Genomic DNA, 25,192 nt, shown 5'->3' with positions numbered 1-25,192 from the left:
GTCGGCATGATCGAAGTTGACATCTTCAAGGCGCTGGCCGATCCGACCCGGCGCAAGGTCTTCGAGAAGCTGGCCGGCGGCAGCCTGAACGCCAGCGCCTTGCGCGACGGATTGGAGATCAGCCAGCCGGCGATGTCGCAGCATCTGGCGGTGCTGCGCGCGGCCGGGCTGGTGCGCGAGCAGCGGCAGGGCCGCTTCGTGAACTACGAGGTCGACCCGGACGGCATCGCCAGCATCGGGACCTGGCTGGCGCGCTACCGCGCCTATTGGCCGAAGCGCATCGAAGCGCTCGCCGACCTGCTGAAGGACATGGATCAATGAGCGACGCAGTGAAGCCTGATCACGCCGACGCAGCTCTGGTGATGGAATACGAACTCGATGCGCCGCCCGAAAAGGTCTGGCGTGCCGTCACGATTCCGGCGCTACGCGAGCGCTGGCTGCCGGATTCCGATCTCGCCGGCGCCGAGCCTGAATCAACGATCACGGGCGAAGAGGTGCGTTACCGGCTGCGCGAGTCCGAGCCGCCGTTTCGCGAAAGCCATGTCACGTTCCGGATCGAGCCGAACGAGGCCGGCGGCACACGGTTTCGCATCATCCAGCAGGCCTGCGAGAGCAAACAGCCGCGCGCGGCCAACAGCAACAACCGCGCCCTGATGCGCGCGGCCTGATCCCAACTTCACCCGCTGAACGTCATCACCTGCAGACATGGAGGTCGCCGATGCGCGACATGATGCAACTCGTCCCCATGGTCGTCGAACAGTCGAGCCGCGGCGAACGCTCCTTCGACATCTATTCCAGGCTGCTGCGCGAGCGCATCATCTTCCTCAACGGCGAGGTCAATGATGCGATGTCCGGACTGGTCTGCGCCCAGTTGCTGTTCCTCGAGGCGGAGAACCCGCACAAGCCGATCAACCTCTACATCAACTCCTATGGCGGCGTGATCACCAGCGGGCTGGCGATGTACGACACCATGCAATTCATCAAGGCACCGGTGCATACGCTCTGCATGGGCACCGCGCGCTCGATGGGATCGTTCCTGCTGATGGCCGGCGAGCCCGGTCACCGCGCCGCGCTGCCCAACGCCAGCCTCCATGTGCATCAGCCGCTCGGCGGCTTCCAGGGCCAGGCCTCCGATATCCTGATCCACGCGACCGAGATGCAGGAGACCAAGCGGCGCATCACCCGGCTCTATGCGCAGCATTGCAAGCGCACCGAGGCGGACGTGGAGCGGACCCTGGACCGCGATCACTTCATGTCGGCGCAGCAGGCGCTCGAATGGGGGCTGATCGACAAGGTGTTTTCCGAACGCGACGCCGCCTAATCCCCCGGCAGCACCTTATTTAAATACCTTCGCCTGCACCGCTGCTGGGCAGAATTGTGTTCGGACCCTGTCTTGCTCACGAATTGATCCGGCCTGATTAGATTTTAGGCGCGACGGAATAGCGCAGCGGCACACCATTCCCGCAATGCGGGAAAATATCCGGATTCATAATCCATTAGCGAACTCCGGCCGGTTGGCACGGCATTTGATTCTAAGGGTCCCGGCTGTGCCCGCGTAGTGGAAGTCCTCCGCGTGGTGAACCTCAGTCGAAACTCCCGGTGTCCGTTCGCACCGGGCCCAAGCGGGGATTAGGACTCATGAAAATTGTTATGGCGATCATTAAGCCATTCAAGCTGGAAGAGGTCCGTGACGCCCTGACCGCCATTGGCGTTCACGGTCTCACGGTGACGGAAGTCAAAGGCTACGGCCGTCAGAAGGGCCACACGGAAATCTATCGCGGCGCCGAATATGCCGTGAGCTTCCTGCCCAAGATCAAGATCGAAGTCGCAGTCAACTCCGATCAGGTCGACAAGACCATCGACGCCATCACCTCCGCCGCCAAGACCGGACAGATCGGCGACGGCAAGATCTTCGTCATCAGCCTCGAGCACGCCGTGCGCATCCGCACCGGCGAGGCCGATGCCGCGGCCCTTTGATTTCGCGCTCAAACCTTAAGACCTCAGGAGTGAAATAACATGACGTTCAAGCGTCCCTATGGCGCGGGACTGGCGGCCCTTGCAGTCGGCCTGTTCGCCGCGACCGCCGCCTACGCCGAGCCAACCGTCAACAAGGGCGACAACGCCTGGATGCTGACCTCGACGGTGCTGGTGCTGTTGATGACCATCCCGGGCCTCGCGCTGTTCTATGGCGGCCTCGTCCGCTCAAAGAACATGCTCTCGGTGCTGGCGCAGGTTTTCTACACGGTCTGCCTCGTCACCGTGCTCTGGGCTCTCTACGGCTACAGCCTCGCTTTCACCGGCGGCTCCGACTTCATCGGCGGCTTCTCCAAGGCCTTCCTGATGGGCGTCACGCCGGACTCGAAGGCTGCGACCTTCTCGGTCGACGCCAACATCTCCGAACTCGTCTATATGTGCTTCCAGATGACCTTTGCGGCGATCACGCCGGCCCTCATCGTCGGCGCCTTCGCCGAGCGCATGAAGTTCGCGGCGATCGCGCTGTTCATCCCGCTCTGGGTGACGCTGATCTACTTCCCGATCGCGCACATGGTCTGGTACTGGCCGGGCCCGGACGCGATCCAGGATGCCGCCAAGGCGCTTGCCGCTGCGGCTGACGGTGCGGCGAAGACCGCGGCACAGGCCAAGCTCGACGAGATCAACGCCGATGCCGGCTGGATCTTCAAGAAGGGTGCAATCGACTTCGCCGGCGGCACCGTCGTGCACATCAACGCGGGCATCGCCGGCCTGGTCGGCGCGCTCCTGATCGGCAAGCGCACCGGCTACGGCAAGGAGCTGATGGCTCCGCACTCGCTGACCATGACCATGATCGGCGCCTCGCTGCTCTGGGTCGGCTGGTTCGGCTTCAACGCCGGTTCGAACCTCGAAGCCAATGGCGGCGCTGCGCTCGCCATGACCAACTCCTTCGTGGCGACGGCCGCGGCGGCGCTGGCCTGGATGTTCGCGGAATGGATCATCAAGGGCCATCCCTCGCTGCTTGGCGCGCTCTCGGGCGCGGTCGCGGGCCTCGTCGCGGTGACGCCGGCGGCCGGCTATGCCGGTCCGATGGGCGCCATCGTGCTCGGCCTCGTGGTCGGCGTGGTCTGCCTGTTCTTCTGCACGGTCGTGAAGAACGCGCTCGGCTATGACGACTCGCTCGACGTGTTCGGCGTCCACTGCGTTGGCGGCATCGTCGGCGCGCTCGGCACCGGCATCCTGGTCAACCCGGCGCTCGGTGGCGCCGGCATCATCGACTACACCGCGATCCCGCCGAAGGTCGCCGATTACGACTTCGCGGCGCAGATGATCTCGCAAGTTTGGGGCGTCTGCACCACGCTGGTGTGGTCGGGCATCGGTTCGGCGATCCTCTACAAGATCGTCGACGTGATCGTCGGCCTGCGCGCCAACGTCGAGACCGAGCGTGAAGGCCTCGACATCACCGAGCACACGGAGCGCGCCTACAACATGTAGAATTAACGGCCCTTGAGGGCCGTTAATTCGGGGGTTCTCCCGGGGCGCGACCTCCCCAAGCGGTCGTTCCCAGAACTACGGTCCGGGCACATACCCGGCAATGTCCGGGCCGTTGAGGGGCTCCAGCGCAAGTTGGAGCCCCTTTCTTTTTTCTCCGGCTTGAGAAAATAATGTCGGAATTACCTGCCATTGTGGAATGACAGGCTACGAACAACGAAACTGACAACAAAAGCGGGAGGACGTCATGAAGGTGCAGGGCAGGTGCTACTGCGGCAACGTGCGCTACGAGGCCGAGGGCGAACCGATGATGGCGGCGCAATGCCTGTGCCGCGAATGCCAGTACATCACCGGCGGCGGCCCGAACATGTTCATGGCGATGCCGACCACCGGCTTCAAATACACCGCAAGCCAGCCCAAGCAGTTCACCCGCAAGGATCTCGAGCGCGCGGTGACGCGCGAGTTCTGCCCGGAATGCGGCACCCATCTGGTGACCAAGGTGCCGGGCCTGCCCGCCACCATCCTGAAGGTCGGCACCTTCGACGATCCCAGCGTGTTCACCCCGCAGATGACGATCTACACCTGCGACAAGCAGACCTTCCACCACATTCCCGACGGCAAGCCGTCGTTCGAGAAGCTGCCGGCGCGGTAGTCGTCACACATCGGGTGCGTAGCCCGGATCAAGCGCGGCGCAATCCGGGAGAGCCTCCCCGCGTAAAGACCGGCCCCGGATTTCGCTTCGCTTCATCCGGGCTACGCCGTCGCGCAAATAGCGTTTGAGGATTTCGGCAAGCGACAGCGACGTGAGGCTCTCCTGACGGCGCGGCGGTGGATCATGTCTCGGTGCAATTTTGGGTTCGATTTTTTGCGGTCGACGCTGATATCACGCGCCTGCCCATCGCGGGCGCCGCCGATGGTTAATCGCGTCTTAACCTCGCCCTATCTATGGTGATTTGATCGGTTTACGGTCGGCGCCCCACTCCTCCGACCGCAGTGAAAGTGCTGGCATTTCAATCATGGCAATGACCGCCTCATCCGGCTTGGCGCAGGGCGCCGCCGATGCCGCATCCGCCGGCCAGGCCGAGCGTTCTCCATTCGTGCGTACCACCGAGCTGCTGGCGCCGTACCAACCGGCTAAGCCATTGATTGCGCTATCGGTCGGCGAGCCGCAGCACCCGGTGCCCGATTTCGTCGGGCCGGTGCTCGCCAAGCACACCGCCGAGTTCGGCCGCTACCCGATGGCCAAGGGCATCGAGCCGTTCCGCCGCGCGGCCGCGACCTGGCTCTCCAGCCGGTTCCAATTGCCGCGTCCGATCGATCCGGAGAGCGAGGTGCTGGTGCTGAACGGCAGCCGCGAGGGGCTGTTCTTTGCCGCGATCACGGCGGCACGCTACGTCTCGCCGCGCAAGGGCCGCCCCGCGGTCCTGATGCCGAACCCGTTCTATCCGGCCTACGGCGCCGGCGCGCGCGCCGCCGGTTGCGAGCAGATCCATCTGCCGACCACGCTCGCCAACGGTTTCCTGCCCGATCTCGATGCGATCGACGAGGCGACGTGGGCGCGCACAGTGGCGTTCTTCATTGCCTCGCCGGCCAATCCGCAGGGCTCGGTCGCCTCACGCGCCTATTTCACGCGGCTGAAGCAGCTCGCCGATCGCCACGGCTTCATGATCCTCTCCGACGAGTGCTATTCGGAGATCTACACCCGCGAGGCACCGGGCAGCATGCTGGAATGCGCCGGCCCCGACTTCACCAACGTGGTCGCGTTCCAGTCGCTGTCGAAACGCTCGAACCTGCCGGGCATGCGCGTCGGCTTCGCCGCGGGCGACCGGAGATTTCTCGCCACATTCCTCGAGCTGCGCAATGTCGCCGCACCGCAGGTGCCGGTGCCGCTGCAACATGTCGCGGTCGCCGCCTACAGCGACGAGGCGCATGTCGAGGAGAACCGCAGGCTCTATCGCATCAAGTTCGATTTCGCCGACCAGATCCTCGGCAACCGCTACGGCTACAAGCGTCCCGCCGGCGGCTTCTGCGTCTGGCTCGACGTCTCCGATCGCGGCGGCGACGAGGAGACGACGGTCAGACTGTATCGCGATGCCGGCGTTCGCGTGATTCCCGGCAGCTATCTGGCGCGCCAGCAGAGCGACGGTTCCAATCCGGGCGCGGGCTATATCCGCCTTGCGCTGGTCTCCGACAGTGAATCAACGGCCGAGGCGATGCATCGCCTGGTCGAAACCCTGGGTTAATCGCGAAGCGCGAAGATTGAGTATGCCTGCGATCGAACGTGTCATCCCCCTGGTCGGCCATCTGCCGCTCTCGTTGCGCGAGGCGCTGGCGCGGCGGCTGCGCGAACTCACCGGGCTCGGCCTGATCGCGCTGTCGGGCGCGATCACCGCTGCGCTGATGACCTGGTCGGTGCAGGATCCGTCACTGAGCCACGCCACCTCCCGCGCGATCCGCAACGTGCTCGGCTATCCCGGCGCGATCGGCGCCGATCTCCTGATGCAGATCCTCGGGCTCGGCGCCATCATGCTGCTGCTGCCGGTCGCAGTGTGGGGCTGGCGGATGTTGACGCATCGGCCGTTCGACCGCGAGGCACTGCGGCTTGGCTGCTGGATCCTGTGCACGGTGATCGCGGCCGGCTTTGCCAGCTGCTGGCCGCACAACACCGCATGGCCGCTGCCGACCGGGCTCGGCGGCGTGGTTGGCGACGCCTTGCTGCGCGCACCGGCCGTGGTGTTCGGGCCGCCCGGCTTCATCTACCGCGTCGTGCTCGGCTTGATCCTGTTCGTCGCGATGGCTGCCTGCTTCCTGTTCGCCTGCGGCTGGGGCGCCAAGGAGCAGGACGAGGAGCTGACGCCGATCTCCGACGACGACGAGCCCTTCGTCGAGGAGGAAGACAACGACCGCAGCTCGGTCTCGCTGGGCTGGCTGTTCCACGCGCTGATGAGCGCGAAAGCGCGGCTCGGCTGGCTGTTCGCCACCGCCTATAAATCGCTGGTGTCGAGCGGCACGCAGGGCCGCAGCGCGGCGTTCGAGCGCCAGGAGCCCAATATCGGCGGCGGCCGCGCGGCGCCCTCGATCGCACCGGCGCGTGGCGATCACGGCGAGGACGAAGACGAGGCCGAGGCTTTCGACGACGAGGAAGAAGAGGACGACGACGAGGAGGAAGCTCCCGCCGCCCGCGCGCCGCGCAAGAAGGCCGAGCCGAAGCCGAAGAAGAAGAATTCCGACAAGTTCGAGCTGCCGTCGGTCTCGGTGCTCAGCGCGCCCAAGGCGAGCGATCGCCAGCCGCTGAGCAAGGCCGAGCTGGAGAACAATTCGCGCGCGCTGGAAGGCGTGCTGCAGGATTTCGGCGTGCGCGGCGAGATCGTCAAGGCCAATCCGGGCCCGGTGGTCACGCTGTACGAGCTCGAGCCCGCGCCCGGCATCAAATCGTCACGCGTGATCGGACTGTCCGACGACATCGCCCGCTCGATGAGCGCGCTGTCGGCCCGCGTCGCCGTGGTCGCCGGTCGCAACGCGATCGGCATCGAGCTGCCGAACGCGCATCGCGAGAAGGTCTATCTGCGCGAGCTTCTGGTCGCGAAGGAGAGCACCGAGTCGGTGGCGAAACTGCCGCTGTGCCTCGGCAAGACGATCGGCGGCGATCCCGTCATCATCGACCTCGCGCGCACGCCGCATATGCTGATCGCCGGCACCACCGGCTCCGGCAAATCGGTCGCGATCAACACCATGATCCTGAGCCTGGTCTATCGGCTGCGGCCGGACCAGTGCCGCCTGATCATGGTCGATCCGAAGATGCTCGAACTCTCCGTCTATGACGGCATCCCGCATCTCTTGACGCCCGTCGTCACCGACCCGAAGAAGGCGGTGGTCGCGCTGAAATGGGCCGTGCGCGAGATGGAAGAGCGCTACAAGCGGATGGCCAAGCTCGGCGTCCGCAACATCGACGGCTACAATGCACGCCTGGTCGAAGCCAAGGCCAAGGGCGAAGAGCTGACGCGCACCGTGCATACCGGCTTCGACAAGGAGACCGGCAAGGCGATCTACGAGGAAGAGAAGCTCGACCTCGAGCCGCTGCCCTACATCGTCATCATCGTCGACGAGATGGCCGACCTGATGATGGTCGCCGGCAAGGACATCGAAGGCGCGGTCCAGCGCCTGGCGCAGATGGCCCGCGCCGCCGGCCTGCATGTGATCCTCGCCACACAGCGCCCGTCGGTCGACGTCATCACCGGCACGATCAAGGCCAACTTCCCGACCCGCATCGCCTTCCAGGTGACGTCGAAGATCGACAGCCGCACCATCCTCGGCGAGATGGGCGCCGAGCAGCTGCTCGGCCAGGGCGACATGCTCTACATGGCAGGCGGCGGCCGCATCAGCCGCGTGCACGGCCCGTTCGCCTCCGACGAGGAAGTCGAGAAGGTGGTGCGTCACCTCAAGACGCAAGGCGCCCCGGAATATCTCGAAGCCGTCACCGCGGAAGAGCCGACCGACGAGGACGGCGCCGTGTTCGATGCCACCGGCATGGGTGGCGACGGCGCCGGCGATCTGTTCACGCAGGCGGTTGCGATCGTCAAGCGCGACCGCAAGGCATCGACCTCCTACATCCAGCGCCGGCTGCAAATCGGCTATAACCGCGCCGCCTCGCTGATGGAGCGGATGGAACTTGAGGGCATCGTGGGACCGGCGAATCACGCCGGAAAGCGCGAAATCCTGGTCGGGGAGGAAGAAGGCCAGTTCTGATCGGGGATGATCATCACGGAAAAACCATATCTCCCTCGGAAGAGGCGGGATAAAATCCGGCCAAGCGGGACGAGCGTCGAACAGAGACCTGACATATCTGATGGCAAAACACCTCATTGACCGCGGCAGGCGCACTGCGCTGGCTGTTCTCGTCACCGCCGCGATCGCCGGCGCCGCGACGGCGCAGAATGCGCCGACGACGCCGAAACCCGCACCCAAGTCAGCGGCGAAGAAGGACGCCGGCGCGCAGAGCAATGCGGACAAGGGCCCGACCACCACGGGCGCAACCCAGCCGCCGCCGGATCCGGTGATTCCCGATCCGCGTCGCAACGTGCCCGCGAACATCTTCCAGACCTTCGACGCCAACCAGAAGGCGCAGGCCGCCAAGGTCTCGGCCTATCTGTCGTCGCTGCAGACGCTGGTCGGGAATTTCGTCCAGGTCGGCCCCGACGGCACCAAGACCAAGGGCGATTTCTACATCCAGAAGCCCGGCAAGCTGCGCTTCGAATATGACAATCCGAGCACCATCGAGGTGATCGCCGACGGCTCGTCGGTCGCGGTGCGCGACCGCAGGCTCGCCACCCAGGACGTCTATCCGCTGTCGCAGACCCCGCTGCGCTATCTGCTGTCGGACCGCATCGATCTGATGAAGGACACCAACGTCATCAGCGTCACCGCCGACGACGTGTTCATCAGCATCACGATCGAGGAGAAGCAGGCGCTGGTCGGCACCAGCCGCTTCCTGCTGATGATCGGCGCCAAGGACGGCAAGCTCAAGCAGTGGACCGTCACCGACCCGCAGGGCTACGACACGACCGTTGCGGTCTACAATCTCGACGCGACACAGAAGCCCGATCCGGGCCTGTTCAAGATCGACTTCACGACCTATCCGGGGTCTTCGCCGGGGTAGCCATCCTTCTCCCTCGCCCGCTCTTGCGGGGAGAGGGTTGGGGTGAGGGGCTGTCTTAGCATGTTCGAAAGACGTGAGTACGTGGTGAGTCCCTCTCACCCGGATCACATTGCGCTTCGCTCCATGCGATCCGACCTCTGCCCGCAAGCGGGGCGAGGTAAGAGTCCTCCTGTGGACAATTGAAATCCGCATCGAGAACCGTGCTAAGACGCCGTTCTCATGCGGTTCTCCATCACCACCTGGAACATCAACTCGGTGCGCCTGCGCATCGACATCGTCGCCAAATTCCTGAAAAGCGCGCGGCCGGATGTGCTGTGCCTGCAGGAGACCAAGTGCATCGACGATGCGTTTCCGCTGAAGCGCTTCAAGCGGCTCGGCTATGAGCACGTCGCGCTGAACGGGCAGAAGGGCTATCACGGCGTCGCCATCGTGTCGCGGCTGCCGTTCGAGACGACCGACATCCGGACGTTCTGCGACAAGATCGATTCGCGGCACATCTCAGTTTCCTTCGGGGAGAAGGCGCAGCTCGCAAAGCCGCTGGTGCTGCATAATTTCTACGTGCCGGCCGGCGGCGACATTCCCGATCCCGCGCTCAATCCGAAGTTCGAGCACAAGCTGCAATTCCTCGACGAGATGAAGGCGTGCGAGCCGCTGCATCCGCGCGGCGACGACCGCCACATCCTGGTCGGCGACCTCAACGTCGCGCCGCACGAGAATGACGTTTGGTCGCACAAGCAGTTGCTGAAGGTGGTTTCGCACACGCCGGTCGAGACCGAGAAGCTGCTCGCAGCCCAAGCGCATGGCGAATGGTTCGACATCGCGCGCGAACGAATCCCGCTGTCGGAAAAGGTCTACACCTGGTGGAGCTACCGCGCCGCGGACTGGACCGTCGGCGACCGCGGTCGCCGGCTCGACCACATCTGGGTCTCGCGCGCGCTGAAGGATCAGGTCAGCGATTTCAAGATCACCCGCGACGCCCGCAGCTGGGAGCGTCCGTCGGATCATGTGCCGGTGACCGCGGTGATGGAGGTTTGACGCCGCATCAACGCGAAGCTTGTCCTCCGTCATCCTGAGGAGCCGCGAAGCGGCGTCTCGAAGGATGCACGGCCCGGCTCGTGGCCGTCGACCCTTCGAGACGCGCGCAAGAGCGCGCTCCTCAGAGGGTGTGATTTTTTTGGGGTTTCAGCGAGCATTATAGCCGAAAGCCGGCGCGGTGTGATTCTCTGGCGATGATGGATTCGCGGGAGGTGATGTTGGCTGCCGATGAGTTGTTTGGGGACCTGCCGGAGCAGGCGAAGCCACCAGTCGAAGCGGGCTTGCCCGGCGCTCCGCGGCTGCGTGAGCCCCAGCGCGACCAGATTGCGCTGCGAGCGGTTGATATTGAGAGCCTGATCGGGGAAGACCATCCGGTGCGGCTGATCTGGTCTTATGTCGAAGAGCTTGATCTGAGTGAGTTGGAGGACCGGATCAAGGCTCGCGGCGATCGTCCCGGTCACCCCGCGACCTCGCCCCGGCTTTTGCTGGCGCTGTGGCTCTATGCCGCCAGCGAAGGCGTTGGCAGCGCGCGGGCGTTGGAGCGGCTGTGCGAGAGCCACGATGCCTATCGCTGGCTGTGCGGCGGGGTGTCGGTGAACTATCACCTGCTGGCGGACTTCCGGGTCGGCAACGCCGATCTGCTTGACCGACTGCTCAGTGAGCATCTGGCAGCGTTGGCAAAGGCCGGTCTCGTCGATCTGGAGACCTTGGCGCAGGATGGCATGCGGGTCCGGGCCAGCGCCGGGGCGGCCTCGTTCCGGCGCGAGGCGACGCTGGATAAGCATTTGGCGCAGGCTGAGGCCGTGGTGGAAGACCTCAAGCGCGAGGTCGACACACGCTCGGACGCCAGCAATAAGCGTGCCCGGGCAGCCAAGGAGCGGGCCGCGCGGGAACGCAGCGCGCGGGTGAAGGCGGCGCAGACGGCGCTCGCCGAGATCAAGCAGCAGCGCAAGGAGCGCGAAGAAAGTCGCGGCAACGGCAAGACGCCGAAGGAGCCGCGGGCCTCCACGACGGACGCCTATGCACGGGTCATGAAGATGGCGAACGGCGGCTTCCGCCCCGCCTACAACGTGCAGGTGACGAGCGTGGCCGGGGAGCAGATCGTCGTCGACACCAGAATTTGCAACATCGGATCCGATCGCGGCCTGATGCGTCCCATGCTGGAGCGGCAGCGTGCGCGGCCCGGAGGGTTGCCCAAGGACCATCTCGTCGATGGCGGCTTTGGCAGTGCCGAGGACATCGAATGGGCCTATGCCGAGGGCATCGATATCTTTTGTCCGCCCACTCAATCCAAGCACGGTACCGATCCCTATCTACCGCGGCGCGGCGACGGTCCGGGGGTGTTGGCCTGGCGTGCGCGAATGGCGAGCGAAGAGGGCAAGGCCCGATACAGGTCCCGGTCGATCTGCGAGTGCATCCATGCCCGCTGGCGCAATTGGGACCTGCGGCAATTGACCGTGCGCGGCATCGAAAAGGTCCGTGCCGTCGTGCTCTGGTACGCCCTCGTCAACAACATCCTGCAAGGCAACCGCCTCTCCAGAGCCTAAACAACGGGTCATCGCCGAACTCGAACTCAAACCTGCCAATTGCTGCGACGAACAGCCGCCAAAAACTCCGCAGGAGCCGAATCCGTCACAAGCTCTCAGGGTGACGGGTCAATGAGCGGCAGCTACGTACTCAGCTTCCCGCCTGCCATCAGAATATCGCTGGCGAGCTGGCTGGTGCGCAGCGCGAGTTCGTCGCGCAGGCGGCGGGCGGCGGCGGGATCGCTTTCCAGCACGCGCTGGAACAGGCTGCGCGCGACGCGGATCACCGAGCCGCGCTCCAGCGCGGTCGCGGTCGACGGCCGCTTCATCGCGACGATCAATGCGAGCTCGCCGATCAGTGCGCCGGGACCGGCGATGATCTCGGCGCCGCCTTCCTCGACGCGGAAGGTGCCGCGCTGCACGACATAGCCGGCGTCCGCCGTGTCGCCGGTCTTGAACAGCACTTCGCCTGCGTTGAAGTCGCGTTGCTCGGAGCCGATCGCCAGCATGCGCAAGGAACTGTCGCCCAACAGACGCATCGTCGGGACCCGCTCGAGCAGGGCTACGTCATCATCGATCGACATTCAGGTCCGGTAACCGCGGTGCGCCTCGATTTCACGAATCGTTGAGCGCGAAGCGTATCACGGCACCAGCTTGTAGCCACCGGCTTCCGTGACCAGGATTTCCGGGTTGGCGGCGTCCTTCTCGATCTTCTGGCGGAGGCGGTAAATGTGGGTTTCCAGCGTGTGGGTGGTGACGCCGGAATTGTAGCCCCAGACTTCCTGGAGCAGGGTCTCGCGCGACACCGGCATCTGGCCGGCGCGGTAGAGGAAGCGCAGGATCGCGGTTTCCTTCTCGGTCAGCCGCACCTTGCGGGCATTGGCGCCGGTCAGCATCTTCGAGCCGGGCCGGAACGAGTAGGGGCCGACCGAGAACACCGCGTCCTCGCTGGCCTCGTGCTGGCGCAGCTGGGCTCGGATCCGGGCCAGCAGCACCGCGAAGCGGAACGGTTTTGCCACGTAGTCGTTGGCGCCGCTTTCCAGCCCCAGGATGGTGTCGGAATCAGTGTCATGGCCGGTCAGCATGATGATCGGGGCCTTGAAGCCGCCCTTGCGCAGGCTGCGGACCACTTCGCGGCCGTCGGTGTCGGGCAGGCCGACATCCATCAGGACCAGATCGGGGGAATTGGCTTTGGCGGCAGTGGCGCCCTTGGCGCCGGTGTCGACCGCGGAGGCTTCGAATTCCTCGTGCAGGGACAGCTGCTCGACCAGCGTATCGCGCAGATCGGTATCGTCATCCACGATCAAGATCTTGCGGGCATTGGCCATTGGTACAATCCTTCGGGGGCGGGGCGGTCAGAAGCGGAGGGCGCTTAGGGCCGTAACATCGGCTAGATATGTGCTCAGGTAGGCGATTGTTACCGATTCACAAGGCAACGCAGTCTACCTCAAATCCGGCGGGGCAGGACGTGAATGTCCTGTAATGCCGGGAGATAGAATGTCTGGGGCGTTCAAGGCAAGTTCATTTTTGAACGATTCTTAAGGGAAGGTCAGCCATTTCAATCACTTATATGACAGCCAAACGTGATCGCCCGCTCTCCGCCATCGAGGTCCGGGCGGCCGCCGGCGATCCGCGCCGCGGCTGGCTGACGGCCGATGGCTGGACGATTCCCGTGGCGCTTGGACGCGGCGGAATCCTCGCCAACAAGCGCGAGGGCGACGGCGGCACGCCGCGCGGCATCTTCCATCCAAGGCAATTGTGGTGGCGCGCCGATCGGCACCGGCGCCCGTTGACCTTGCTGCCGACGCGGCCGATCCGCCGCGAGGACGCCTGGTGCGAGGATCCCGCCGACCGCCATTACAACCAGCCGATCCGGCTCGACCGCGAGCAGGCCGGCGACCGCCTGACCCGCGAGGATCATCTTTACGACTTCATCGTCGAGATCGATCACAACGCCGCGCCGCGTATCGCCGGCCGCGGCAGCGCCGTGTTCCTGCATCTGGCGCGGCCGAATTTTTCGCCGACCGCGGGCTGCGTCTCGATGACCAAGGCGTCGATGCTGCGGCTGTTGCGGCGGATGTCGCCAAAGACAAAGATCGTGATCGGGTAGATCCACCCTCTCCTGTCATTGCGAGCGAAGCGAAGCAATCCATCGCCCCGCAAATGCGGAAGCATGGATTGCTTCGTCGCTATCGCTCCTCGCAATGACGGGGCTGAGAGCTTTATGATATGGCAAGACCAATGCAGTTGGGACTTCAACCATGCTCGACAACAACCAGATCGCCGCCGCCGCAAAAGTCCTGAGCGAGCACTGGCGCGCGGGAACGAAACTCGGCGCGCTCGATAGCGCCATACGGCCGCGCGATCGCGCCGAGGGCTATGCGGTGCAGGCCCAGCTGGGAAAGACCTCGCGCGAAAAACTGTTCGGCTGGAAGATCGCGGCGACCAGCGCGGCCGGCCAGAAGCACATCAATGTCGCGGGGCCGCTGGCCGGACGCATCCTCGCCGAGACGGTGCTACCGGATGGCGGCACCGCGTCGATGACCGGCAACGAGATGCGGGTCGGCGAGCCGGAATACGCCTTCCGCATGGCGCACGATCTCGCGCCGCGCGCGACGCCCTACGGCGTGCAGGACGTTTTGGACGCAGTCGGCACGCTGCATCCGGCGATCGAGATTCCGGATTCGCGGTTCGCCGATTTCGTCTCCGCCGGCGAGGCCCAGCTGATCGCCGACAATGCCTGCGCGCATCTGTTCGTGCTCGGAGCAGCAACGTCAGCCGACTGGCGTGCGATCGACCTGGTCGAAGAGCGCCCGACCATCACGCTGCGCGGCGAGCGTTACATCGGTCACGGCAGGAACGTGCTCGGCGATCCCCGTGTCGCGCTCACCTGGTGCGCCAACGAGCTGCGCGCACTTGGGCTGACGTTGCGGGCAGGGGAGGTGGTCACCACAGGCACCTGCCATCCGCCACTGCCGATCGCCGCGGGTGATGCGTTCGCTGCCGATTTCGGCGCGATCGGCAAGGTGTCGGTGAAGTTCGCGTAGGCAGCGCACGCGCCGCACATACCGCTGTCGTCCCTGCCTGGTGCGCAATTGCGTACCAGGCAGGGACAACATCTCATTTGGGGTCACCATCGGGCTGAGACCGCTGGTCAGTGATGATCGCCAACACCGTCATCCTGAGGTGCGAGCGGAGCGAGCCTCGAAGGATGCACGGCCCGGCCGGTGGCCGTCGATCCTTCGAGACGCAGCTTCGCGGCTCCTCAGGATGACGAGTTTACGGACCAAGCGAACGCCGCAACGCCACTACGCGTGCGGCACCGTACGCGTGCCGAAGATCGCTGAGCCCACCCGCACATGGGTCGCACCCATCGCGATCGCCACCGCGAAATCGGCGCTCATGCCCATCGAGAGATTCTTCAAGCCGTTGCGCGCGGCGATCTTGGCGCAGAGTGCGAAATGCGGCGCCGGCGCCTGGTCGACCGGCGGGATGCACATCAGTCCTGAAATCTGCAGGCCATATGTCTCGCGACACGCCGCGATGAAGGTATCCGCGTCCTGCGGCGAGACGCCGGCTTTCTGCGGCTCCTCGCCGGTGTTGATCTGGACGAACAGGTCCGGGTGTTTCCCTTGATTTTTGATTTCCTTGGCTAACGCTTCGCAAATGCTGGCGCGGTCGACCGAATGGATCGCATCGAACAGCGCGACGGCCTCCTTGGCCTTGTTCGACTGCAACGGCCCGATCAGGTGAAGCTTCAGTCCCGGATGAGCCTGGATTAACTTCGGCCATTTGCCCTTGGCTTCCTGCACGCGATTTTCGCCAAATACGCGCTGTCCGGCGCCGACAATCGGTAAAATTGCGTCGGCCGCGAATGTCTTCGACACCGCGATCAAGGTCACCGAGGCGCGGTCGCGCCGCGCTTCCTTGCAGGCGTGCGCGATCTCCTGCTCCACGGCGGCGAGACCATGTGGTGAATCAGCCGATAACGGCGCGGTCGGGCTTTGGGTCATGCTTGTGCCGTTCTCTGACAGATGCCGGGGTTGGCTCGAATTTTACCAAATTCGGGAAAGGCTTTTTGAAGCCCTGCATTCTACCTTGGCGCACGGGCAAGGGACTAGAATGTCGGGCGTCACTTTCAACCGCAACCGGATCAAACTCAAGAAGGTTCTGGGCATTCGCGCCCGGCTGGCCTTGCTTGCGCTGATGCTGGTCGCGCCCCTGATGCTCGATCGGATCCGCACGCTGGAGAATTTCCGCACCTCGCAGATCGCGCAGGCCGCGGCCGGCTACGCCAACCTCACCGCGCACGCCGCCGAAACCCAGCGCGAAGTGGTCTCCTCGGTCGAGACCATGCTGAAATCCGCCGCCTATATCCGCGCCTCCGGCGGCATCGCGCAGAGCTGTGAGGTGCTGCGCGCCAGCCTGCCGACCGTGCTGCCCTGGATCCGCAGCATCATGTTCGTCTCGAGGGACGGGCTGGTGCAGTGCTCGACCCTCAACGTCCAGGTCGGCCTCAATGTCGGCGACCGCGAATATTTCAAGAAAGCGCAGGACAATCGTGGCTTCGTGTTCAGCGATTACCTGCGCGGTCGGACCAACGGCCGTCCCATGATGATGGCGGCCTATCCGGTGGCCGCGATCAATCCGGAGCAGGATGCCGTCGTCGTCGCCGGCATCAACATCGACTGGCTGTCGCAGATCATGGCCAATCTCGGCGGCCAGCCCGGCATGTCGGCGGTCCTCGTCGACTCGACCGGCGTCGTGATCGCAGCACCCGCGGATCATGCCAGCCTGATCGGCCGCTCGCTCGACACCATCCCGTTGATGGCGGCGATTGCCGAGAAGGCGCTGAGCTACGACGAACCATCAGGCTCGGTGTCATTCACCGCATCCGACGGCGCCCAGCGCACGCTGAGCTTTGCGCGCATCGCCGGCACGCAGTCACGGCTGATCGTCAGCATGGACGAGGCCAAGGTGACGGCGGCGATCAACCGCGAGATCCGCACCGCCTATCTGCAGCTCGGCTTCGTCTGCCTGTTCGTGCTGTTGGGTGCGCTGGTCGGCGCGGAGCGGCTTGTCATCCATCCGATCGAGCTGATGACCAGCATGGCGCGACGGTTCGGCGAAGGCGACTGGTCGGCGCGCGTCGCCAAGCATAAGCTGCCGGCGGAATTCGTGCCGCTGGCGCGCGCCTTCAACGCGATGGCGGCACAGCTCAGCCAGCGCGAGCGCGAGCTCGTCGCCTCCAACGACCGTCTCACCGTGATGGCCTCGATCGACGCGCTGTCCGGCCTCGCCAACCGCCGTGGCTTCCAAAGCCGGCTCGATTTCGAGTGGATGCGGGCACAGCAATATGAGTGCGAGCTGTCGCTGATGATGATCGATGTCGATCACTTCAAGCTCTACAACGACACCTACGGCCATCCCGAAGGCGACGCCTGCCTGACCCGGATCGGCGAAACGCTGGCCGGAATCGCCGCCGACACGATGGGCTTTGCCGGCCGCTATGGCGGCGAGGAATTCTGCCTGCTGCTGCCGAATACCGACGCCGCGCATGCGCTCGCGATCGGCGAGACGGTGCGTACCGCGGTCCTTGGCCTCGCCGTACCGCATGCGCCGTCGAGCCATTGCGTCGTCACCGTCAGCGTCGGCGTCGCGACCACAAAGCCGAACGAGACCCAGCGCCCCGGCGATCTGATCGAAGCCGCCGACGCCGCCCTCTACGCCGCCAAGCGCCGCGGCCGCAACGCCGTGATCGAGCACGGCTTCCTGCAGACGCTCGATGAAGCCGGGATGGCGCTGGCGAGCTAGCGCATCGCCCCGTGCAGGCGGGGCAGCATCACGAGTTCATCCCTCCCGCAGCCAAGAAAATGACGCTCGTGCTCTCATCGACACGCAGCGCGATCGTACCCATTTTGTAGTCCGGATGCCGCCCGTGACCCGTTCCCGGTGCGTCACTGCTATTAGGTCAATGATGCTGCCCGATAGCCCCAATTTGCGAAGTTGCCCGCGCACTTCTACTCACCATCGTGCGGCCATGCTTTGGTCAAAACTGCGTTGAGTGCTTGGCGGGAACATCGACGTCATGACAACGCGATTCTTTGGTGACACTGGATCAGGGGACAGGTCACCACAGCATTCTTGAGGCGCCCTCGGCAAAGGCTTGCGATGGAAAGGGCAACGTTCGACAAAGCCAGGGTCCTCGCTTTTGGCGACGCGCGGAGCATTGCGACCTACGCGGTCGAAATCCTGCTCATTGCCGCGATTTATGGCGGCCTCGCCGAGGCCGCGCGGTTGCTTCCCGCGATCAATCCAACCGCGACACCGCTGTGGCCACCGACCGGGCTTGCGCTCGCGCTGGTCCTGCTGCGCGGCTACCGGGTCTGGCCGGCAATCCTGCTGGGGGCCGTTTCTCCTTACCTTATGGCCGACCGATCGCTCCTGGAGTTTGCCGCCGCCGGGATCGGCAGCCTGCTTGCGGCATGTGCCGGAACTTGGCTGATCGACCGTTGGTCGAACGGCCGCCAGACCTTTGCCACGCCTGTCGGTGTCGTGAAGTTTGCAATCATTTGCTTCGCGCCGACCGCGATCATCAGTTCGACCATCGCGTTGACCGGCTTCGCACTCGCCAACGAATCGAGCTTTTCCGATTCCGTCGTTGCCGGGGTGACCTGGTGGCTTGCCGACGCTGCCGCAGCCTTGGCGATTGCTCCGGTCATCGTGCTCTGGGCGACGATGCCCTTACGCATTCCTTCCAAATGGAGGCTGCTGGAATCGATCGTTGTCCCGGCTCTCGCTGCTATCATCGGGATCGTTGCTTACAGCCCGCTCATTGGTAGCGACCTCGTCAGCACCGACCTCGACGTGTCGCTGCCGCACCGGAGCCTGCTGGGCTTTCTGGTCGTACTCCCCTTGATCTGGGCCGGCCTGCGCGGTGATCGATGCACCGCGTCGACGGCTGCGTTCTTTTTTATCGGAATGGCCGTGTGGGGGTTCTCGGCGGGAAATGATCCATTTCCGAGAACGGATCCGAGTAGCGCGCTGTTATCCTTGCTCGTGCTCTCGATCACCGTATCGGCAGCTCCCCTTGCCCTGGCAGCGGCAATCGCGACGCGACAGACCACGGAAGCCGATCTGCTTTCTGTTCGGGACCAACTGAACGGTCAGCTTGAACGGAAGGCCCTGGCGCTCGACAGCATCAGGCGGCACTTCCAAACCCTTATCGAAGGCGTCGTCGACTATGCGATCTTTGCGCTTGATCGAGAGGGACACGTCACGAGCTGGAACAGCACAGCTCAAAAGATCATCGGCTACAGCTCGGAAGAAATCATCGGCAAGCATTTTGGAATATTTTATCGGCCGGACGAACGCCGCGCGGGTTCGCCGGCACACGCGCTGGAGACGGCAATCGAAAGGGGCAAGTACGACGTCGAGGGTTGGCGCATCAGAAAGAATGGGACGCCATTCTTCATCACGGGCTCCGTTTCGTCGAGCCATGACGACGCAGGACATCTGATCGGCTTCATCAGCATCCTGCGCGACGCAACCGAGCGTCGCGACGCGGAGGAGAAGCTGGTTCAGGCCCGCGAACAGCTCGCGATGTCGCAGAAGATGGAGGCGATCGGCAAGCTGACCGGCGGCATTGCGCACGACTTCAACAATCTATTGATGATCATCGGCGGCAGCGCCCAGATCTTCACGCGCCTGCTCGATCCGAAACTGCCCAAAGCCATCGAAGCCATCCAGACCGCGGCGAAACGCGGCGAGAGCCTCACGCGCCAATTATTGACCTTCTCCCGTCATCAGCATCTCAGCCCGACGGTCGTTGATCTCAATGCGTCCATCAAGAACATGCGGACCATGATCGAGAGCTCACTGCGTGGCAACATCGTGTACAACGAGAACGTCGGGGAGGGCACAGCGTCGGTCAAGGTGGACCTCGCCGAGCTGGAGCTTGCGATCGTCAACATCGCCGTCAATGCGCGCGATGCAATGCCGAACGGCGGCACGTTCACCCTGTCCGTCCATGCGGTGACCGCGAACCAGGAAACCGGCGGCGATCGCCGCGCAAAGGCGTTCTTTGCGATAGCGCTCAGCGATACCGGCACCGGCATTCCGCCACATCTCCTGTCCAAGATGTTCGATCCGTTCTTCACGACCAAGGAAGTCGGCAAGGGGACCGGGCTCGGTCTGTCCCAGGTCTATGGTTTCGCCCACCAGGCGGGCGGAACGGTGACGGCAGATAGCAAGGTTGGTCAGGGAACGACGATTACAATCTACCTGCCGTCCAGTGCAGACGAGCAAACCGCCAGCAAGGACCTCGCCGCCGCCAGAGCAAGACCGAGGCAGCCGCAGCGGCAGACGGTCCTCGTTGTCGACGACAGCCCCGAAGTGGCTGACGTGACATCCTCGCTGTTCGAGCATCTGGGTTATGAAACGATCTATCGGGATTCGGCCGAAGCGGCGCTAAAACTGCTCGATGCCGGCACAAGAATCGATCTCGTCTTCAGCGATATCGTCATGCCCGGAACCATCGATGGCGTCGGGCTCGCGAGAGAAGTGCGGGCGCGCTACCCGGGTTTGCCGATCGCGCTGACAACCGGCTACAGCGATGCTGCGAATGCGGCTCCGCCAAGCCTGAAAATACTCCGCAAGCCGTTCGACACCGAGGCACTGAGAGATTTCATCCAGGATCTCGCGCCTCCGAGATCGGCGCGCTCATCCGTCGTACCTTTGGCGTCAAACACGACCGACGCGTTGCGCAGACATTGACCGGTCGCGCCCCACATAGCGCTGTCATCGCCCGGCTCGACCGGGCGATCCAATATTCCGGAGGCGGCCGTAACTGAGCCGATGGGCCGCGGCGTACTGGGTCACCCGGTCAAGCCGGGTGACGACACCCAGCAGGTTCCTGACGGGGTGCCCAACCCAGCCAACCCCCAACGCACTCCGACGGCGAGCCATGAGTATTTGCCAGCCCCCAAGCCGTTGACCCCATGGGCGTTTTTGTGGCCTAGTCCGCCGTCCCCGGATGGGACCCGAAAATCACCCGAAGCCACCCCGAATTCCTGCGATTTCATGACCGCCGAACGCTACAACGCCCGTGAATCCGAGCCCCGCTGGCAAGCCATTTGGGACGAAAAGGCGATCTTCGCCTCCAAGAACGACGATCCGCGGCCGAAATACTACGTGCTCGAGATGTTTCCCTACCCGTCGGGGCGCATCCATATCGGCCATGTCCGCAATTACACGCTGGGCGACGTGCTGGCGCGATTCATGCGCGCCAAGGGCTTCAACGTGCTGCACCCGATGGGCTGGGATGCGTTCGGCCTGCCGGCGGAGAATGCCGCGATCGAGCGCAAGGTGGCGCCGAAGGCCTGGACCTACGACAACATCGCCGCGATGAAGAAGCAGCTCAAGTCGATCGGGCTGTCGCTCGACTGGAGCAGAGAGTTCGCGACCTGCGACCCCAGCTACTACAAGCATCAGCAGAAGATGTTTTTGGACATGCTGGCTGCCGGCCTCGCCGAGCGCGAGAAGCGCAAGCTGAACTGGGACCCGGTCGACATGACCGTACTCGCCAACGAGCAGGTGATCGACGGCCGCGGCTGGCGCTCGGGCGCCGTTGTTGAACAACGGGAAATGAGCCAGTGGGTGTTCAAGATCACCAAGTACTCGCAGGAGCTCCTGGACGCGCTGGATGGTCTCGACCGCTGGCCCGACAAGGTGCGTCTGATGCAGCGCAACTGGATCGGACGCTCCGAGGGCCTGTTGATCCGCTTCGCGCTGGATCCGGCGACCACGCCGGCGGGCGAGAGTGAGCTGAAGATCTTCACCACGCGGCCGGACACGCTGTTCGGCGCCAAGTTCATGGCGATCTCGGCGGATCATCCGTTGGCGCAGGCGGCTGCGGCGAAGAACCCCAAGCTCGCCGAGTTCATCGCCGACATCAAGAAGATCGGCACCGCGCAGTCGATCATCGACACCGCCGAGAAGCAGGGTTTCGACACCGGCATCAAGGCGGTGCATCCGTTCGACCCGAACTGGAAGCTGCCGGTCTATGTCGCCAACTTCGTGCTGATGGAATACGGCACCGGTGCGATCTTCGGCTGCCCGGCCCACGACCAGCGCGACCTCGACTTCGTCAACAAGTACAATCTCGGCAACACGCCGGTGGTCTGCCCCGAAGGCCAGGACCCAAAGACGTTCGTCATTACTGACGTCGCCTATGACGGCGACGGCCGGATGATCAATTCGCGCTTCCTCGACGGCATGACGATCGACGAGGCCAAGGAAGACGTCGCGAAACGCCTGGAAAGCGAAGTCCGCGGCAATGCGCCGGTCGGCGAGCGGCAGGTGAATTTCCGGCTGCGCGACTGGGGCATTTCACGGCAGCGCTATTGGGGCTGCCCGATCCCGGTGATCCACTGCCCGACCTGCGACGTGGTGCCGGTGCCCGACGACCAGCTGCCGGTGACGCTGCCGGAGGATGTCTCGTTCGACAGGCCGGGCAACGCGCTCGATCACCATCCGACCTGGAAGCACGTCAGCTGCCCGAAGTGCGGGGCTAAGGCGGTGCGCGAAACCGACACGATGGACACCTTCGTGGACTCGTCCTGGTACTTCGCGCGCTTCACCGATCCCTGGAACAAGGATGCGCCGACCACGCTTGCGGTCGCCAACCGGATGATGCCGGTCGACCAGTACATCGGCGGCGTCGAGCACGCGATCCTGCATCTGCTGTACAGCCGCTTCTTCACCCGCGCGATGAAGGCGACCGGCCACATCGACATGTCGGAGCCGTTCGCCGGCATGTTCACCCAGGGCATGGTGGTGCACGAGACCTACCAGAAGGCCGATGGCGCCTGGGTCACCCCGGCCGAGGTGAAGATCGAGGTTGATGGTAACGCCCGCCGCGCGGTGCTGCTGGCGACCGGCGAGGACATCGAGATCGGCCCGATCGAGAAGATGTCGAAGTCGAAGAAGAACACCGTCGACCCCGACGACATCATCGCAAGCTACGGCGCCGACGTGGCGCGCTGGTTCATGCTGTCGGACTCGCCGCCGGATCGCGACGTGATCTGGAGCGACGAGCGCGTGCAGGGCGCCGCCCGCTTCGTGCAGCGGCTGTGGCGGCTGGTCAACGAATCGGCCGAGATCGCCAAGCTGGCACCGGCGGCGCGACCGGGCACCTTCGGGCCCGAAGCGCTGGCGCTGCGCAAGGCCGCCCATGGCGCGCTCGACAAGGTGTCGTCCGGAATCGAGCGGCTGCATTTCAACGTGTGTCTCGCCCATATCCGCGAATTCGCCAACGCGCTGGCCGAGGTGCTGGCGAAAGGCGACACGCCGGCGCCGGACGTCGCCTGGGCGGTCAAGGAAGCCGCGGCCATCCTGGTCCAGCTGTTCTCGCCGATGATGCCGCATCTGGCGGAGGAGTGCTGGATGGTTCTGGGCCAGCAAGGGCTGGTTTCCGAGGCCGATTGGCCGCAAATCGAACGCGATTTGTTGGTCGAAGACAGCGTGACCCTGGTCGTTCAGGTCAACGGTAAAAAGCGAGGTGATGTTACCGTGCCACGGACGGCGCAAAATGCGGATATAGAGGCTGCCGTTTTGGCGCTCGATGCGGTAAAAGCCGCACTGGGCGGCAAACCCGTCCGCAAGGTGATCGTGGTGCCCATGAGGATCGTCAATGTTGTCGGCTAGGATTGGGATCGCCGCCCGGCTTGTAGCCGTGGCCGCCTTGGCCGCGCTGACGGCCGGATGCTTCCAGCCGATGTATGCCGAGCGCACCCTCGACGGTCAGTCGTCCGCCCTGCGCGAAAAGCTGCTGGGCGTCGAGGTTCCGCCGGTCGACAAGCCGAACGCCTCGCGCGAGGCCCGGGTCGGCGTCGAGGTTCGCAACGCCCTCGCCTTCAAGCTCTACGGCAATGCCACCGGCGCGCCGCCGACGCACCGGCTGGTGTTGCGCTTCACCACCAGCCGCTCCTCGCTGATGATCGACCCGACCACCGCGCTGCCGACCAGCGAGAACTATGGCATCGACGCCCAGTTCAACCTGGTCGAGATCGCATCAAACAAGTCGGTCATGACCGGCACCACGTTCTCGCGCGTGTCCTATGACATGCCGGGCTCCTACCAGCGCTATGCCCGCGCCCGCGCCTTCCGCGATGCCGAGGACCGCGCCGCGCAGGAGATCGCCGACAACATCCAGACCCGGCTCGCCTCGTTCTTCTCCAGCGGAACCTGAGGCACCGACGTCATTCCGGGGCACGCCAGCGGCGCGAACCCGGAATCTCGATCCATCATCTCCAGATTCCGGGTTCGCCTCTGACGAGGCGCCCCGGAATGACAGCACAAGGCTAGATGGTCGCACTTCGCGGAAAAGAGATCGACACCTTCCTCGCCCGGCCTGATGCCGGCCGACCGATCATCCTGCTTTACGGCCCGGACCTGGGCCTGGTGCGCGAGCGCGCCGACGCGCTGATGGCCTCGGCCGTCGACGATCCCAACGATCCGTTTTCGCTGGTGCGGCTCGACGGCGACGAGCTCGCCGCCGAACCGTCGCGGCTGGTCGACGAAGCGATGACGGTGCCGCTGTTCGGCGGCCGCCGCGCCATCCGCGTCCGCGCCGGCTCGCGCAATTTTTCGAGCGGCGTCGAGACGCTGACCGGGACCACAGCCCTGAAGGATTGCCGCATCGTGATCGAGGCCGGCGAGCTCCGGCCGGAATCGCCGCTGCGCAAGATCTGCGAGCGGGCCAAGAACGCGGTGGCGATCGGCTGCTATCCCGACACCGAACGCGACTTGACCAAGCTGATCGAGGATGAGCTGCGGCTGTCGAACCTGCGGCTCGCGAACGATGCCCGCGCGGTGCTGATGTCGCTGCTCGGCGGCGACCGCATGGCTTCGCGCAACGAGCTGCGCAAGCTCGCGCTGTACGCGCACGGTAAGGGCGAGATCACGCTCGACGACGTCATGACCGTGGTCTCCGACGCCTCCGAGCTGAAGCTCGATCCGATCGTCGACGGCGCGTTCGCCGGCAATGCCGCGCTGGTCGAGAGCGAGTTCACCAAGGCGATGGTCGCCGGCACCTATCCCGGCGTGATCATCTCGGCCGCACAGCGCCAGGCCGCATGGCTGCACAAATCGGCGCTGGCGATCGCGGACGGCACGCCGGCATCGGCCGTGCTCGAAGGCGGTTTCCCGCGGCTGCATTTCTCGCGCAAGCCGGCGGTCGAGATCGCGCTGCGCAATTTCACGCCGCCGCGGCTGGTGAACATCATCGACCAGCTCGCCACCGCCGCGCTCGACATGCGCAAGCAGGCCCCCCTCGCCGCCGTGATCGCACAGCGTGCGCTGCTGGCCATCGCGGTGAATGCGAAACGGCGGGGGTAGCCGAATTTTCCCGCCTCGTCATTGCGAGGAGCGAACGCGACGAAGCAATCCATTGCACAGCATATGCCGCACCATGGATTGCTTCGCTTCGCTCGCAATGACGGAAAGAGCCCTA

General features: G+C 64.5%; 21 protein-coding genes. 18 read left to right on the top strand and 3 right to left on the bottom strand.

All coding sequences use genetic code 11. The features are described from left to right. Nucleotides 1-6: 6 nt before the first annotated feature. From ACVINW_RS11360 to ACVINW_RS11310, 11 genes are all read left to right on the top strand, one after another. Nucleotides 7-321 (top strand): ArsR/SmtB family transcription factor, encoded by a 315-nt coding sequence (locus ACVINW_RS11360; protein WP_456751372.1) that lies wholly within the window; start codon nt 7-9, stop codon nt 319-321. After that, nucleotides 318-668, top strand: coding sequence for an SRPBCC family protein (locus ACVINW_RS11355; protein WP_456751371.1), 351 nt, complete (start codon nt 318-320; stop codon nt 666-668). The genes ACVINW_RS11360 and ACVINW_RS11355 overlap by 4 nt, the downstream gene beginning before the upstream one ends. Nucleotides 669-718: 50 nt before the next feature. Beyond that, nucleotides 719-1,321 (top strand): ATP-dependent Clp protease proteolytic subunit, encoded by a 603-nt coding sequence (locus ACVINW_RS11350; RefSeq protein WP_456751370.1) that lies wholly within the window; start codon nt 719-721, stop codon nt 1,319-1,321. Between the two features lie 317 nt (nt 1,322-1,638). Further along, nucleotides 1,639-1,977 (top strand): P-II family nitrogen regulator, encoded by a 339-nt coding sequence (locus ACVINW_RS11345; RefSeq protein ID WP_024583097.1) that lies wholly within the window; start codon nt 1,639-1,641, stop codon nt 1,975-1,977. 39 nt (nt 1,978-2,016) lie between these two features. Then, nucleotides 2,017-3,465 (top strand): ammonium transporter, encoded by a 1,449-nt coding sequence (locus ACVINW_RS11340; RefSeq protein ID WP_456751369.1) that lies wholly within the window; start codon nt 2,017-2,019, stop codon nt 3,463-3,465. A gap of 244 nt (nt 3,466-3,709) precedes the next feature. Further along, nucleotides 3,710-4,114: a GFA family protein gene (locus ACVINW_RS11335; protein ID WP_456751368.1), complete on the top strand. Its 405-nt coding sequence runs from the start codon at nt 3,710-3,712 to the stop codon at nt 4,112-4,114. Between the two features lie 364 nt (nt 4,115-4,478). Next, nucleotides 4,479-5,705 (top strand): aminotransferase class I/II-fold pyridoxal phosphate-dependent enzyme, encoded by a 1,227-nt coding sequence (locus tag ACVINW_RS11330; RefSeq protein ID WP_456751367.1) that lies wholly within the window; start codon nt 4,479-4,481, stop codon nt 5,703-5,705. Nucleotides 5,706-5,721: 16 nt separating this feature from the next. Continuing rightward, nucleotides 5,722-8,208 (top strand): DNA translocase FtsK, encoded by a 2,487-nt coding sequence (locus tag ACVINW_RS11325; protein ID WP_456751366.1) that lies wholly within the window; start codon nt 5,722-5,724, stop codon nt 8,206-8,208. Nucleotides 8,209-8,308: 100 nt separating this feature from the next. Then, nucleotides 8,309-9,118, top strand: a complete 810-nt coding sequence (locus ACVINW_RS11320; protein ID WP_456751365.1) for an outer membrane lipoprotein carrier protein LolA — start codon at nt 8,309-8,311, stop codon at nt 9,116-9,118. 219 nt (nt 9,119-9,337) lie between these two features. Continuing rightward, complete coding sequence (locus ACVINW_RS11315) at nt 9,338-10,153, top strand: exodeoxyribonuclease III (protein WP_456751364.1); 816 nt, start codon at nt 9,338-9,340, stop codon at nt 10,151-10,153. Between the two features lie 215 nt (nt 10,154-10,368). Beyond that, the gene (locus ACVINW_RS11310) at nt 10,369-11,700 is read left to right on the top strand and encodes an IS1182 family transposase (RefSeq protein ID WP_456756305.1); all 1,332 of its coding nucleotides are present in this window, start codon (nt 10,369-10,371) and stop codon (nt 11,698-11,700) included. Nucleotides 11,701-11,822: 122 nt separating this feature from the next. Here the strand turns inward: ACVINW_RS11310 and ACVINW_RS11305 are convergent, their stop codons facing one another. Continuing rightward, nucleotides 11,823-12,263, bottom strand: a complete 441-nt coding sequence (locus ACVINW_RS11305; protein WP_050627983.1) for a Crp/Fnr family transcriptional regulator — start codon at nt 12,261-12,263, stop codon at nt 11,823-11,825. 57 nt (nt 12,264-12,320) lie between these two features. Beyond that, complete coding sequence (locus ACVINW_RS11300) at nt 12,321-13,007, bottom strand: response regulator transcription factor (RefSeq protein WP_016841446.1); 687 nt, start codon at nt 13,005-13,007, stop codon at nt 12,321-12,323. 242 nt (nt 13,008-13,249) lie between these two features. On the opposite strand from ACVINW_RS11300, the gene ACVINW_RS11295 reads away from it, so the two are divergent. Together ACVINW_RS11295 and ACVINW_RS11290 are read left to right on the top strand one after the other, a co-directional pair. Further along, nucleotides 13,250-13,789 (top strand): L,D-transpeptidase family protein, encoded by a 540-nt coding sequence (locus ACVINW_RS11295; protein WP_456751363.1) that lies wholly within the window; start codon nt 13,250-13,252, stop codon nt 13,787-13,789. A gap of 151 nt (nt 13,790-13,940) precedes the next feature. Then, entirely contained in the window at nt 13,941-14,726 is a 786-nt protein-coding gene (locus tag ACVINW_RS11290; RefSeq protein ID WP_456751362.1) for a 2-keto-4-pentenoate hydratase, read from the top strand. Nucleotides 14,727-14,987: 261 nt separating this feature from the next. Here the strand turns inward: ACVINW_RS11290 and ACVINW_RS11285 are convergent, their stop codons facing one another. Continuing rightward, nucleotides 14,988-15,692 (bottom strand): YggS family pyridoxal phosphate-dependent enzyme, encoded by a 705-nt coding sequence (locus ACVINW_RS11285; RefSeq protein ID WP_456751361.1) that lies wholly within the window; start codon nt 15,690-15,692, stop codon nt 14,988-14,990. Nucleotides 15,693-15,801: 109 nt separating this feature from the next. Here ACVINW_RS11285 and ACVINW_RS11280 point away from each other — a divergent pair, with 109 nt between their 5' ends. From ACVINW_RS11280 to holA, 5 genes are all read left to right on the top strand, one after another. Continuing rightward, nucleotides 15,802-17,493 carry a sensor domain-containing diguanylate cyclase gene (locus ACVINW_RS11280; protein ID WP_456751360.1) on the top strand — a complete coding sequence of 564 codons (1,692 nt, stop codon included), beginning with the start codon at nt 15,802-15,804 and terminating at the stop codon, nt 17,491-17,493. Between the two features lie 357 nt (nt 17,494-17,850). After that, nucleotides 17,851-20,454: an MASE1 domain-containing protein gene (locus ACVINW_RS11275; RefSeq protein ID WP_456751359.1), complete on the top strand. Its 2,604-nt coding sequence runs from the start codon at nt 17,851-17,853 to the stop codon at nt 20,452-20,454. A gap of 306 nt (nt 20,455-20,760) precedes the next feature. Continuing rightward, complete coding sequence (leuS, locus tag ACVINW_RS11270) at nt 20,761-23,385, top strand: leucine--tRNA ligase (RefSeq protein WP_456751358.1); 2,625 nt, start codon at nt 20,761-20,763, stop codon at nt 23,383-23,385. Continuing rightward, the gene (gene lptE, locus ACVINW_RS11265) at nt 23,372-23,929 is read left to right on the top strand and encodes an LPS assembly lipoprotein LptE (RefSeq protein WP_456751357.1); all 558 of its coding nucleotides are present in this window, start codon (nt 23,372-23,374) and stop codon (nt 23,927-23,929) included. Before leuS ends, lptE begins: the two co-directional genes overlap by 14 nt. Nucleotides 23,930-24,045: 116 nt before the next feature. Further along, complete coding sequence (gene holA / locus ACVINW_RS11260) at nt 24,046-25,077, top strand: DNA polymerase III subunit delta (RefSeq protein ID WP_456751356.1); 1,032 nt, start codon at nt 24,046-24,048, stop codon at nt 25,075-25,077. Nucleotides 25,078-25,192: the final 115 nt, after the last annotated feature.

The sequence above is a fragment of the Bradyrhizobium sp. USDA 4461 genome (assembly GCF_054055655.1).
This window is presented reverse-complemented; position numbering and strand designations above follow the sequence as displayed.

Coding starts and splice junctions, on each gene's coding strand:
- lptE (WP_456751357.1), top strand. CDS start 23,372: ATGTTGTCGGCTAGGATTGGGATCGCCGCCCGGCTTGTAGCCGTGGCC.
- ACVINW_RS11290 (WP_456751362.1), top strand. CDS start 13,941: ATGCTCGACAACAACCAGATCGCCGCCGCCGCAAAAGTCCTGAGCGAG.
- ACVINW_RS11315 (WP_456751364.1), top strand. CDS start 9,338: ATGCGGTTCTCCATCACCACCTGGAACATCAACTCGGTGCGCCTGCGC.
- ACVINW_RS11310 (WP_456756305.1), top strand. CDS start 10,369: ATGTTGGCTGCCGATGAGTTGTTTGGGGACCTGCCGGAGCAGGCGAAG.
- ACVINW_RS11285 (WP_456751361.1), bottom strand. CDS start 15,692: ATGACCCAAAGCCCGACCGCGCCGTTATCGGCTGATTCACCACATGGT.
- ACVINW_RS11345 (WP_024583097.1), top strand. CDS start 1,639: ATGAAAATTGTTATGGCGATCATTAAGCCATTCAAGCTGGAAGAGGTC.
- ACVINW_RS11305 (WP_050627983.1), bottom strand. CDS start 12,263: ATGTCGATCGATGATGACGTAGCCCTGCTCGAGCGGGTCCCGACGATG.
- ACVINW_RS11300 (WP_016841446.1), bottom strand. CDS start 13,007: ATGGCCAATGCCCGCAAGATCTTGATCGTGGATGACGATACCGATCTG.
- ACVINW_RS11280 (WP_456751360.1), top strand. CDS start 15,802: ATGTCGGGCGTCACTTTCAACCGCAACCGGATCAAACTCAAGAAGGTT.
- holA (WP_456751356.1), top strand. CDS start 24,046: ATGGTCGCACTTCGCGGAAAAGAGATCGACACCTTCCTCGCCCGGCCT.
- ACVINW_RS11360 (WP_456751372.1), top strand. CDS start 7: ATGATCGAAGTTGACATCTTCAAGGCGCTGGCCGATCCGACCCGGCGC.
- ACVINW_RS11355 (WP_456751371.1), top strand. CDS start 318: ATGAGCGACGCAGTGAAGCCTGATCACGCCGACGCAGCTCTGGTGATG.
- ACVINW_RS11320 (WP_456751365.1), top strand. CDS start 8,309: ATGGCAAAACACCTCATTGACCGCGGCAGGCGCACTGCGCTGGCTGTT.
- ACVINW_RS11330 (WP_456751367.1), top strand. CDS start 4,479: ATGGCAATGACCGCCTCATCCGGCTTGGCGCAGGGCGCCGCCGATGCC.
- ACVINW_RS11340 (WP_456751369.1), top strand. CDS start 2,017: ATGACGTTCAAGCGTCCCTATGGCGCGGGACTGGCGGCCCTTGCAGTC.
- ACVINW_RS11295 (WP_456751363.1), top strand. CDS start 13,250: ATGACAGCCAAACGTGATCGCCCGCTCTCCGCCATCGAGGTCCGGGCG.
- ACVINW_RS11335 (WP_456751368.1), top strand. CDS start 3,710: ATGAAGGTGCAGGGCAGGTGCTACTGCGGCAACGTGCGCTACGAGGCC.
- ACVINW_RS11350 (WP_456751370.1), top strand. CDS start 719: ATGCGCGACATGATGCAACTCGTCCCCATGGTCGTCGAACAGTCGAGC.
- ACVINW_RS11275 (WP_456751359.1), top strand. CDS start 17,851: ATGGAAAGGGCAACGTTCGACAAAGCCAGGGTCCTCGCTTTTGGCGAC.
- leuS (WP_456751358.1), top strand. CDS start 20,761: ATGACCGCCGAACGCTACAACGCCCGTGAATCCGAGCCCCGCTGGCAA.